Source organism: Pseudoalteromonas sp. GCY, from assembly GCF_016695175.1.
Lineage (GTDB): Bacteria > Pseudomonadota > Gammaproteobacteria > Enterobacterales > Alteromonadaceae > Pseudoalteromonas.
Map to the genome: position 1 here is coordinate 3304963 of NZ_CP068023.1, position 12313 is coordinate 3317275.

Genomic DNA, 12313 nt, shown 5'->3' on the forward strand with positions numbered 1-12313 from the left:
AAAACCAATGGCAGCTCATAAACATGGCTTTAATGCAGACAGACCAAGTGATATTCCAGCACTCGGTTGGTGGGATGTCAGTAAACGGCTATATCACAGCTTATCCCAAGATAATTTATCCTTGGTTGCCGCTGGGGTGGCATTTTATGCCCTGTTGGCAATATTTCCCGCGTTAGCGGCCGTTGTTTCTATCTATGCCTATTTTTCTTCTCCTGCAGAAATGGTTGATCAGCTACTGCCGCTCATTGATCTCTTACCACCATCCAGTCAAGAAATTATGTTACAACAACTCAAAGCGCTCACTCAAAAATCGCAGGCAAGCCTAAGTCTAGGTGCTATTTTTACCCTCTTTTTAACAATATGGAGCAGCAGTAAAGGCTGCCAAGCACTTATTACAGCCTGTAACATTACTTATCATGAGCACAATAAAAGGCAGTTTTTGCAAGCGCTAGTGGTACGCTTTTTGTTTTCTATGGGGGCGATTTTCGTCGCGATTGTGGCGTTGTCTATTATCGGAATTTTACCGATTGTGCTTAACCTCGTAGGATTTACCACAGCACTCGATTCGATAATCCAGCTAATCACTTGGTCTATTTTAGCAACGCTATTTCACTTTTCTTTGGCGTTTGTTTATCGTTATGCACCTCACCGCAGAGCCGCAAAATGGCGCTGGATAACACTCGGTTCGTTTACCGCAACCAGTTTATGGATCTTGGCGTCATTGGGATTTTCATATTATGTCGCGCAATTCGCTTCTTACAATGAAACTTATGGCTCATTGGGAGGCGTTGTCATTATGATGATGTGGTTATACTTAAGCGCATACATCATTATTTTTGGTGCCGCACTAAATGCCAGTACTGAACTACAAACTTTAAAAGATAGTACCGTTGGCCCTGAGAAAGAGAGAGGACAACGAGGCGCATTTGTGGCTGATAATTTAACGACAAGACAACGTCAAGAAAAGCAATAACGATGCGTGGAATGGATTGTAGACATAAAAAAGGAAGCAAATTCGCTCCCTTTTAAACACCTATCTAGATAGCTTAGATGCAATACCGAGCAAACAAGCTTGCAACGGTTGCAGCGGTTGGTTTGCCATGCTGCCAGTCGCCACCTTCAACGCCGCTACCTGCAATATCCATATGTACATATGGAATTGGCAATTCTGCATTACAACCGTGCTTGTCTAAACCACCAACAATTGCCAAAAATGCCATTGGGAATTGGTGACCACGAGCGGTAACCGCCGATGGTGCGTTGTTGCTCGATAGCACATCATCCGCAAGGGTGCGTGGTTTTACAAAGTCATAGTCTTCGCGTCGGCTACGCGATACTTCCGCGCAGTCTGCCCATAGGTCGCCTATATCTGCAATCTTGCGAGATACTTGTGCAGCTCGCGCAGGACCATTCTCAACATAGGCACTGTAAGGACCCATGGCGCGCGCCGCATGACCAGTCAGTGTTGCAACCGTAAAGATCTCAGGGTTTTTCTCACCCAGTGCTAAGTCTTTCGCTTCGCTGAGTAAGTCACCCATCGCCAAGCGACCTTCCGCATCGGTGTTACCAATACGAACGCGAACGCCTTCTCTGCTCTCAATGATTTCATCTGGCACGAAACAGTCAGAACCAATCGAGTTACGAACCACTGCAAGGTAAGCAATTACCTTAATACCTTTTGGCTTGTACTTAGCAACCGCTTCCATAAAACCAACCACTGACGCCGCACCGCCTTTATCACGGCTCATGCCCGCCATAAAACCGCCTACTTTGAGGTCTGCACCGCCGGTATCGTATACAAGACCTTTACCAACAAAGATAAGGGTACGTTCAACGTCACCTTCAGGCTCGTATGCCATTTTTACAACACGAGGATGGTGACGCTCAACGGCGTAAGAGGCACGCGCTACCGTGCTTAAGAGTGGATATTGCTCATCCATAACTTTACGATCAGCGATAACCTCAACATTTACCGCTGAACCTTGAAATAGCTCAACACAGTAGTCAGCAAAACGAGGTGGTGCCATACGCTCAGGTTCTGTACCACACAGATCGCGCGCAGCGTATTGGCCTGCAGCGATTGCGCTCAGTTGATCGCAGCATTGTGCTGACGCTTCAAAAACATAAATCGCTTCGATTGGTTCAATCGCTTCGCCACGGTACTCACGTGCTTCTAATGGCTGCCATAAGCCTTGGCAAGCACCTAAAAAGCTGACTGCACGCGCATTTTCGTAACGAGCATCGGCAGGCACATTTACAACAGCAAGCACAGGTTTTACCGCACCAGCCGCTTTCGCTTCTAAAATACCAGCCTTTGCCGCTTCAAAATAACGACGAACGTCATCGTAATCTCTGTCTAGTGGTCCGGTTGGCGCAATCACCAAACGCTTGCCTGGTACTTTTTCTGAAACAAGCAGGCTTGCCTTTTGTGCAATGCGCGCATCCACAGCTAAAAATGGTGCAGCAACGTCGTCAAGCTCTGCACTGCCAAGGTTTTGAATATCATGAGTAACAACAACGATAGCATCTGCATCGCTTTCAAATAGGGTGTTACAAGGTAATGCGATTGGAAAAGACATAAAAACGGCCCTTTTCTATATTAGAATTAGGGCCGACTATAGGTGATTTGTGGTCAAGTTCCAAGGGAACTACGACATATCACGGGCTTCATCTGGTTTCGCTTTGGTTTTGCTGATCACAGACCAAGCTTCTAACATCACCAAAATACTGACCACCAGCACGATAACGTCAAGCACAACCAACAGCCAATTGCCTTTTTGATAGTATTCACCTAGCTTGATCACTCCGGCAAAAAACGCCATCACCAGCACAAATACCATAGGGATCAAGGTGTACTTAGCGGGACGCCCTAGTTTAATAAGATACACAGAGATAACCAACAAGGTTAAGCTTGCCAAGATTTGGTTGGTTGAACCAAACAGCGGCCAAATCACCATACCACCACTACCCGATGCACCACCAGCGCCGAAAGCAAGTAGCAAACAACATGCAACGGCCAATAAAGTCGCGATGATACCGTTGTTCAGGAACTTAATGTTATAGATCTCGCCCCACTCTTGAATAATATAACGCTGAAGTCTAACGCCAGAATCCATAGTAGTACCAGCAAAAAGTACAACCATAACGGCAAGTAGGGTTGATGCGATTTCGACTGGTAATCCCCAACCTGTACTAATCAGATTAGAGCCACCGTTAATAAAGGCTGATACACTGCCAGCACCAAGATGACTATAAATTTCGTGCCACTCTTCAGGTGATACTGCGAGCATCACACCACTGACGGCGACCAAGGTGATAAGTGCAAGAGAGCCTTCACCAACTGCACCTAAGTAGCCGACAAAACGACCGTCTTTTTCTTTGTCTAGTTGTTTTGAACTCGTTCCCGACGAAACAATACCGTGGAAACCAGATACCGCACCACAAGCTATGGTCACGAATAACAGGGGTATGATACTTGGAGTATTCTCCACCGTTTGGGTATTAAACGCAGGCGCGGTGATATCTGGCATCACCACAAATACTGCACCATAAAGCAGGATCAATCCCACTAACAGCTGCATACCATTAATAAAGTCACGAGGTTGTAACAGCATCCAAACCGGTAACAATGACGCCACGGCGGCATAGATAAACAAAATGATGATCCAGTTGGCTTTGTCGCTTAGACCAAACATTTCGGTTGGTAAGGTAATCGGCATACTACTGCCCATATAAATGGTCGCGTAGAGCACAATAACCCCGATAATACAGAGTGGTACTAGTGGCACTTTTCGTTTCAGCAACTGGCCGATGATAAGCGCCACGACGATAGCAGACCAAGCGGGGAATACCGCATTTGGGTTACCTACGAAGGAATTTGCTATCACCACGCCGAACACGGCATTTACCATGAGCAGTACAAGGAAGACCACTATCATAAACAATGAACGCGTGCGCTTGCCAATTACGCTTTCAGACAACGCGCCCATCGACTTGCCTTTATGGCGAGCACTTGCCCACAGCGCGCCCATATCATGGACACCCGCAAAGAATATGGTACCGAATACAACCCAAAGCACTGCAGGCACCCAGCCCCAATAAACAGCGATAGCTGGACCTACAATTGGTGCAGCGCCTGCGACTGAAGTAAAGTGATGCCCCCACAATACCACTTTGTTGGTGGGAACATAATCTACGCCATCCTCAAGCTCATGAGCCGGCGTGACAAAGTTGTCATCCATTTTAAATATTTTTTCAGCAATAAATTTGGAATAGACAAACCATCCAAATAACATCCCTATGATGCCGAAGAGTACGATCATTATGGATTGCATAATGCTTACCTCTTGTTGTTGTTTTAATTACACGCAGTTGGCGTGGTTAGTTTGTTGCACGACAACTTCGAAGCTAGCACAAATTAAACTTATTGCAGTTATCTTTTAGTCTAGGTAGGTCAGAATTAGCCATCAAAAAGTCCCAGTTGAGCTTGTGTGTTAGACTTTTCATTTAGCCCTAAGTGCAAGCCCACGAGGCGCACAGGTTTAAACTTTTGTCGTGACATTGCTTCAATCAATAATTCCTCGAAAATGGGCAAATCAATATGCTGGTATTGGCATTCTTTGGTAGTTTGGGTGAAATCGTAAAACTTCACTTTAACACCAAGCTTATTAAAGCCACGTTGCAAATAAGGCTGTGCTCGGCGAGTCAATTCAGGTAACAACTTTTCTTTTATGACTTGCTTTAAGGTATCAAGGTCAAGCGTGTCTTCTGCAAATGTGGTTTCAACGCCTATCGATTTACGCACTCTGTCGGTCTCAACTCGGCGCTCATCAATACCTTGGCAACGCCGCCATAATACAGCGCCAAACTTGCCAAATGACTGGCGTAACTGAGTTTCAGACAGTGCCTTAATATCTCGGCCATACTCAAGTCCCATGGCTAGCAAACGCTGTTGAGTCACTTTACCTACACCTGGAATTTTTTTAAGGGGTAACGCATCAATAAAAGCGCTCACTTGGTGAGGCGGGATCACACACTGACCATTAGGCTTGTTTTCATCGCTGGCAATTTTGGCTAAAAACTTGATTGGCGCAATTCCCGCTGAAGCCGTAAGGCCCGTTTCTGCAAATATATCCGCTCGTATCTGCTCGGCGATAAGCGTTGCACTGCCATTACATTGCTGACACTCAGTGACATCTAGATAGGCTTCATCCAGAGACAGTGGCTCAATTAGCTCAGTATAGCGGGCAAAAATAGTTCTAATTTGTTGCGATATTGCCTTATAGACCTCCATTCTCCCCGGTACAATCACCAGCTGAGGGCAGAGTTTTTTCGCTTGATAATTCGACATGGCCGAGCGCACCCCATATTGCCGAGCAATATAGTTTGCCGTGGATAGCACCCCGCGATGGCTACGACCACCAATCGCCATCGGCACCTTTGCAAGCTCGGGGTTATCGCGCATTTCTACCGATGCATAGAACGCGTCCATATCAATATGAATAAATTTACGCACGTTAAAACACTGTCTATATAAACAGTGTTTATTATGTGCTAATTTTCCAACTGTTGCAATCTTGAACATAGGCCTTAGTGTTCTGGGCTATACTTGTGTGGATGTCTGTTGCAAGTTGCACTGCAAAACAGAGATAATGCTAACAATATCAATACAGTTCAAAGTACTAAATCCGTTACTTTGGCTATATTTAATCATTCAGCAATCAATCAGGAGCCTGCATGAAGTACTCACGACTTGGTAGTAGCCCATTAGAAGTTTCGCGCATTTGTTTAGGAAGCATGACTTGGGGCGTACAAAACAACCAGCATGATGCCGACGAGCAAATCAATTATGCACTAAGCCGTGGTATTAACTTCATTGATACCGCTGAAATGTACGCGGTCCCTCCCTCACCTGAAACCTATGGTAAAACCGAAGCCATCATTGGCAATTGGCTAAAGCGCCACCAAGAAAAGCGCGAAAAGCTAGTGCTTGCAACCAAGATTGCGGGAAGCGGTTTGCCTTGGATCCGTGAAGGCAGCGCTATTACGGGACAATCAGTGATCCAAGCGGTGGACGATTCTTTAGCGCGCCTGAATACCGACTATATCGACCTCTACCAACTACATTGGCCAAACCGTACTTCACCGCACTTTGGTAAACAATGGCCAGGCATGGTTCCTTTAAGTGCGCTTGACCGCGACGAAGAACGCGCTGGCATGCTAGATATTTTAGAAGGCTTAGCGAGCTGTATTCAAGCAGGTAAAATTCGCCATTGGGGTCTTTCTGATGATACGCCTTGGGGCATTCACACTTACCTTAATTTGGCGATGCAGCACAACCTACCGAAGCCGGTTTCAATTCAAAATGAGTTTAGCTTGCTACATGCCAAAGATTGGCCTTACTTAATTGAGAGCTGCGTAAACGAAGATATTGCCTATTTACCTTGGTCGCCACTGGCTGGTGGGATGCTGAGCGGTAAATATTTAGGGGGCGCAAGACCTGAAGGCAGCCGCTTTACCTTAGTGCAAAGACAAGGCCTATTTAGGGACACACAACTAGCACAAGAAGCCGTTGCAAAATATTTAGAAATCGCCAAAGAATTTAATATGACTGCAGCACAACTGGCGCTAGCTTGGTGCAATCAAGTCGATGGCGTGACTTCAACTATTATCGGCGCGACAACCATGGCACAGCTTAAAGAAAATATTCAAGCGTTTGAACAGCCGCTATGTGCAGAATCTTTAGCCGAGATTGATACTGTATTTAAAGCGTACCCAGCTCCGTTTTAATATCTTCATTCGCGATACGCCGCTTTTATTCAGGCGTATCACCTTGTAAACCCATCTTTGTTACCTAGACTGAAGTTAAAACCCCCATGCAAAGCTTAAATAACACCCCAGTCATTCCGCTTCAAGGCAGCTGCTTTACCAGAAAAACCACTCGCGCCATTGTCCTCAGAGGCAACGACATTCTTATGCTTTACACCAAACGTTATGACGATTACACCTTGCCAGGTGGCGGCGTCGACGAGGGTGAAAGCTTAGAAGCAGCATTGGAGCGAGAGCTAAAAGAAGAAACTGGTGCAGTATCCATCACAGGTTTGACGCCTTTTGGCCGCTATGAAGAGTACCGCCCTTGGTATAAACCCGATCATGACAATGTGCATATTATTTCTTATTGCTACGTTTGTGAGATCTGTGGCGAATTTGATGCGCCAGCTATGGAGGATTATGAACACGCCAATGGTATGAAGCCAGTGTGGATCAACATAAACCAAGCCATCGCGCATAACGAAGCAAAACTCAATGATGCAAATAACAAAGGGATGTCCGTTTTACGTGAACTCACTTTACTAAAACATATTTCCGCGCAATTAGTCACAGATTAATTTGCCTATTGAGGGAACAATTAAGTCTTTATTAAGCTCTAACTCCGCATGACTCAAGGATTTAATAAGAATAATGCGGCTGCTCCAACACAACCTGATTAGTTTCACCATTATCGGCTCTATTGTGCTGCATCTACTGCTTGGTTGGTATCTGCAGCAAAGTATTTATATCCCCTTAAAGCCTTTAGAAATTAAGGCAATGAAAACCTATTTGGTTATTGAGCCCGCCAAGCCCAAGATGGAGCGTAGTGAGACACCGACGATAACTGAAGATAAGCCAGTAAAAGAGTTAAAACCGACGCAGCGGCGGGACGATACGGTTGAAGTAATAAAAACTATGCAAACGGAACCAAAAAAGCCTGCGGTTGAAAGTACAACTAAGCAAATAACCAAAGCTGCAGTCATCACGCAACCTAAAAAGTTAGACCATCGCAAAGCAATCTCTCAATTTCGTCAGCAACTTTTAGAGCGCTCTCCGAGTGACGTTGTACTCAGCCAAGGTCAAGAAAAGCCGCAGCGGCTCACTGTGCCTAAAACGCATCAAACCAGTGCTGCGAGCATGCAAAGAGAGCAACTCGAGTCTACGTCTCAATATACAGTCTACCGTGAAAATGGCCTGTGCTACGCTGAAGTTAGGCCCGATCCGAGTATTCCTACACCGGAGGGATTAAATAAGAATTGGCGTACTGCACCTCGCCCTTGCGATGGCGGTGCCATTAAAAAAGCCTATGATGCCGCGATGAGTAAATGGCTAAACAAACGCTAATCTTGCTATCATAAAGCAAATCTATTGCTAAGAGTCCATTATGGAAAAAGTCACCATTTTAGTTGACGCTCAAAATGTTTATTACACCACCAAGCAAGCCTACCAAACAGGCTTTGACTATAATGCGTTTTGGCGCAAAGCAACGGCTAATCGCGAGGTATATCAAGCCATTGCCTATTCCAGCGAACGGGGCGATGATAAACAAAGGCAGTTCCAAAATATCCTGCGGGCAATTGGCTTTGAAGTGAAGTTAAAGCCTTATATTCAACGTGCCGATGGCTCCGCGAAATGTGATTGGGATGTTGGCATTACCATTGATGCCATGGAATGCGCGTCAGGATCCGATGTGATAATTCTAGTTACTGGCGATGGTGATTTTGATTTACTCGCGAATAAGCTCAGAGATAAATACCATACCCGAGTCGAAGTTTACGGCGTGCCGCAGCTTACCGCCGCTTCACTGATCCGTGCAGCCAGTGAGTTTATACCAATCGAAAACGAGTTGTTGATTAGCAAGAAATAAAAAAGCAAAGCACCTTGATAGAAGATGCTTTGCTTTTTTGACGAATTCGTCACTCGTCACTTTTGATTGCTTGGTCGCGCAATAAACGCGTTTTAATCTGATAAGTAATATTCCACGCTCGTCACAACACGCACGATTTTGATCTGCGGCGTATTACTGTCTCTATCGCGAATACTAAATTGTCCTTGCCTTGCTGATTTTATTTTGCCAAGCACAGAGTCGGAATCTTTAGCAAATTTTACCGCCACTTCTCGTGCTTTTTGTGTGGCTTCTTGCACCATTTCAGGCTTAATATCATTAAGACCAGTAAACAAATATTCAACCCGATTTTGATAGTCGTCTTTGGTGATAGCAATACCTTGTTTGGCCAGCTCACTTAACTGCCCTAGTGCTTGCGATACTTTATCTGGATTATTGGAGTACACAGTCACACCGGCTTTTGCCACATAGCGAAATCCTTGATTGTTTTGACCGTACTCTTGGGCGTATTTATCCGTAATGGAAGGCGCTGATATCGACAGCTCTGAAGCATCAAAGCCATGCAAGGTTAAGAACGCGCGGATCGCCGCATTTTTCTTTTCCGTGCGCTCCACCAAGGCTTCCAGATCGTTATCTGCATCACGATAAAATACGGGCCAAATCACCGTGTCTGCCGTTACTTCCTTTTCCGATAACCCTTTTACACTTACCGTTCGCTCCATTCCTTTCACTTCTAGAATGGTCGATTTTACCATCCAACCGCTCACTACCACCGCTAGTGATAGCAAAGCTGCAGGAGCTAAATATTTACTCATAGTAGACATATCTCTGTCCTCAACGTTACGCCTCAGTCATGGTTTTCAAACAATAATTATGGGGATAGATCAAAGTCTACCTTAATTGCACTCGAAAACCGCGAACAAAATGGTAGAGTGGTGCTTATGAGCTGTGGCTGAACTAGGAAACAGTATGAGCGTAAAGCGTATTAGCCAATTTTTTAACCCCCAATCCATCGCGGTGATTGGCGCTTCTAACAATCCTGATCGCGCCGGCTTTATCGTAATGCGTAACTTGCTACAAGGCGGCTTTAAAGGGCCCATTATGCCCGTCAGTCCAAAGCATACCGCCGTGCATGGGGTGCTTGCCTACAGCACCATCAAACAGCTCCCCAAAGTCCCTGATCTCGCTGTTATTTGTACCAACAAACAAACCCTAGTGCAAATCATCAATGAGCTTGGTGATATTGGCTGTCAACATGCGATCATCATCGCGGCGGGTCTTGATAATCAGCACAAACAACAATTAAAAGAAGCTGCCAAAATAGCGAAGGTCACTTTGCTTGGTCCTAATTGTCTCGGTTTACTCATTCCTCACTTGGGTATTAATGCCAGTTTCTCTCATACGGTTGCCGCGCCCGGTAAGCTTGCTTTTATTTCACAATCGGCGGCGGTATGCTCAACCATACTGGACTGGGCACAACATAAAAAAATCGGCTTTTCTTACTTTGTTTCCGTTGGGGATTGCCTTGATATCGATTTCGACGAGCTACTCGACTTTCTCGGGCGGGATCCAAAAACCCAAGCTATTTTGCTTTACATCGATAATATCGATGATGTTAGGCGCTTTATTTCCGCAGCTCGAGCCGCTGCATTTAGCAAACCCGTCATTGCGATAAAAACCGGAAAAACCAAGGCTGGCGCAATCGCAGCACTGAACCACACCGGTGGCAATACCTCCGATGACGCGGTTTATGATGCCATGTTCCAACGTGCAGGTATGCTGAGGGTAAACGATCTTAGGGAGCTATTTGCTGCCACTCAAACCCTTGCTTTACATCCCAAATTGCTGCAAGTAGAGCAGCTGACCATTTTAACCAATGGCGGGGGTCCTGGGATCATGGCGGTAGATACCTTACTACAGAACTCTGGCAAACTGGCGGTGCTAAGCGAGCAGACCAAACAAGCGCTCAGTGACCTGATCCCGCAAACGGACCATGCTTGTAATCCCATAGATATTTTTGGCGATTCCTCACCAAAGCGTTACCAACAAGCACTAGAGATCTTATTAAAAGCCGATGAAGTCAAAAACCTATTGATAATCCATACTCCATCAGCGCTTGCGCCAAGTACCGCTTATGCGGAGATCATTGCACAGACCTTAGCCAAAATTCCAAAAATGGCACGCCCTTATGTGATGACAAACTTTATGGGTGAAGAAGCGGCCTACGCTGCAAGGCTCGTGTGCGCGAACGCTAAGATCCCAACTTATCGCACACCAGAAGGTGCAGTTGGTGCCTTTATGCACTTAGTTAGCTACCGCCGAAACCAAAAACACCTCACGCAAACACCTGAGTCCTACAGTGATGAAGGTCAGCTGCAACATGTGCAAAGCAAACGTTTAATCAATGACTTTTTAAACTCAGGCGCCAATAAACTCGCGACTCATTTGGCCTCTCAAGTGCTGGCGAATTACGATATAGAATGTATAGAGACGCAAATCGCCCTCACCCCCTCAGAAGCAAAAGAGCAAGCTCAGCAGCTTGGTTTTCCCGTTGCACTCAAACTGATAAGCCATGATATTCCCTCTAAATCGGAAGTGGGTGGGGTTGTACTCAACCTCAACGATGCCGAAGAAGTAGAACAAACTGCATTTTCTATGTTACTACGGATCCGTGAGGCAGCCCCCGATGCTGAAATAGAGGGCTTCTCTTTGCAACGCATGGCAAAACGCGCTGGTGGACAAGAATTACGGATAGCAGTAAAAACCGAACCCGGTGTTGGCCCTGTTATTTTACTGGGTGAAGCGGGCACCGGGCTTAATTTCTCGCAAGCTGCGGTGGCATTGCCGCCACTGAATATGAACCTTGCAAAGTACCTGATTGCAGCCGCCCATGATAAAGGCTTTATCAAAGAACGAGCGCTACCTGAAAAAGTCGATAAATACCGTTTATGCGCCCTACTCACTCGCGTCTCTCAAATGGTAGTCGACCAGCCTGAGATCATTGATATGGAGCTCAATCCCATTTTGGCCTGCTCGGGTCAGTTCCAAGTACTCGACGCCAGTATTACGCTAAGGCGATACGAGCCGGTATCTGGCCGTAAACGCTTGGCCATCCGACCTTACCCTCGAGAGTTGGTAAGAACCGTGACATTAAAAGATGGCCGCCCCGCAACCTTGAGACCTATTCGTCCTGAAGATGAAAGAGCGCACCAAGAGTTTGACCAGTCTTTAAGTAAAGAAGATAGATACCGCCGCTTTTTTGGTGAACTGCCGCAATTTAATCATGAGCAGCTCGCCAAAATGACGCAAATTGACTACGACCGAGAAATGGCGTTTATCGTCACTGTGCCTAATAAATCTAGCTACCAAACGCTTGGGGTATCACGCGTATTGATGGACCCAGATAACCAAGTGGCTGAATTTGCCGTAGTTGTACGCTCAGATTGCCAAGGACTTGGGCTTGGACGCATACTCATGGAAGCGGCAATAAAGCACTGTCGAAAACAAGGCGTGCAATGCATAGAAGGGATCACCCTGCCAGAAAACAGCGGTATGATAGGACTTGCCAAAAAGCTTGGATTTACCGTATCTCGAGATTTTGAGGAAGGCACCATTCAGATGGTGTTACACTTAAACTAAACACAAAAAAGATAACGG

The 12313-nt window shown here is 45.9% G+C and carries 10 protein-coding genes; 6 read left to right on the top strand and 4 right to left on the bottom strand.

The features are described from left to right. The first annotated feature begins 7 nt into the window (after positions 1 to 7). Positions 8 to 973 carry a YihY/virulence factor BrkB family protein gene (locus JJQ94_RS20155; RefSeq protein ID WP_099030497.1) on the top strand — a complete coding sequence of 322 codons (966 nt, stop codon included), beginning with the start codon at positions 8 to 10 and terminating at the stop codon, positions 971 to 973. A gap of 73 nt (positions 974 to 1046) precedes the next feature. Here JJQ94_RS20155 and JJQ94_RS20160 read toward each other — a convergent pair whose 3' ends face one another. From JJQ94_RS20160 to dinB, 3 genes are all read right to left on the bottom strand, one after another. Next, the gene (locus JJQ94_RS20160; protein WP_099030496.1) at positions 1047 to 2579 is read right to left on the bottom strand and encodes a M17 family metallopeptidase; all 1533 of its coding nucleotides are present in this window, start codon (positions 2577 to 2579) and stop codon (positions 1047 to 1049) included. A gap of 69 nt (positions 2580 to 2648) precedes the next feature. After that, the gene (locus JJQ94_RS20165) at positions 2649 to 4334 is read right to left on the bottom strand and encodes a carbon starvation CstA family protein (RefSeq protein WP_010374688.1); all 1686 of its coding nucleotides are present in this window, start codon (positions 4332 to 4334) and stop codon (positions 2649 to 2651) included. A gap of 125 nt (positions 4335 to 4459) precedes the next feature. Beyond that, positions 4460 to 5515, bottom strand: a complete 1056-nt coding sequence (gene dinB / locus JJQ94_RS20170) for a DNA polymerase IV (protein WP_442960329.1) — start codon at positions 5513 to 5515, stop codon at positions 4460 to 4462. A gap of 221 nt (positions 5516 to 5736) precedes the next feature. Between dinB and JJQ94_RS20175 the strand changes: the two genes are divergently transcribed. The 4 genes from JJQ94_RS20175 (at position 5737) to JJQ94_RS20190 (ending at position 8677) form a co-directional block, all read left to right on the top strand. Continuing rightward, on the top strand, positions 5737 to 6789 hold the full coding sequence (locus JJQ94_RS20175) for an aldo/keto reductase (RefSeq protein ID WP_099030494.1): 1053 nt from the start codon (positions 5737 to 5739) through the stop codon (positions 6787 to 6789). Between the two features lie 86 nt (positions 6790 to 6875). After that, positions 6876 to 7388 (top strand): NUDIX hydrolase, encoded by a 513-nt coding sequence (locus JJQ94_RS20180; RefSeq protein ID WP_069022598.1) that lies wholly within the window; start codon positions 6876 to 6878, stop codon positions 7386 to 7388. A 73-nt stretch (positions 7389 to 7461) separates the two neighbouring features. After that, on the top strand, positions 7462 to 8154 hold the full coding sequence (locus tag JJQ94_RS20185; RefSeq protein ID WP_099030493.1) for a hypothetical protein: 693 nt from the start codon (positions 7462 to 7464) through the stop codon (positions 8152 to 8154). A gap of 40 nt (positions 8155 to 8194) precedes the next feature. Next, the gene (locus JJQ94_RS20190; protein WP_099030492.1) at positions 8195 to 8677 is read left to right on the top strand and encodes a LabA-like NYN domain-containing protein; all 483 of its coding nucleotides are present in this window, start codon (positions 8195 to 8197) and stop codon (positions 8675 to 8677) included. Positions 8678 to 8769: 92 nt separating this feature from the next. Here JJQ94_RS20190 and JJQ94_RS20195 read toward each other — a convergent pair whose 3' ends face one another. After that, positions 8770 to 9480 carry an SIMPL domain-containing protein gene (locus tag JJQ94_RS20195; protein WP_010374677.1) on the bottom strand — a complete coding sequence of 237 codons (711 nt, stop codon included), beginning with the start codon at positions 9478 to 9480 and terminating at the stop codon, positions 8770 to 8772. A 145-nt stretch (positions 9481 to 9625) separates the two neighbouring features. On the opposite strand from JJQ94_RS20195, the gene JJQ94_RS20200 reads away from it, so the two are divergent. After that, positions 9626 to 12295 carry a bifunctional acetate--CoA ligase family protein/GNAT family N-acetyltransferase gene (locus tag JJQ94_RS20200; protein ID WP_099030491.1) on the top strand — a complete coding sequence of 890 codons (2670 nt, stop codon included), beginning with the start codon at positions 9626 to 9628 and terminating at the stop codon, positions 12293 to 12295. Positions 12296 to 12313 lie beyond the last annotated feature (18 nt).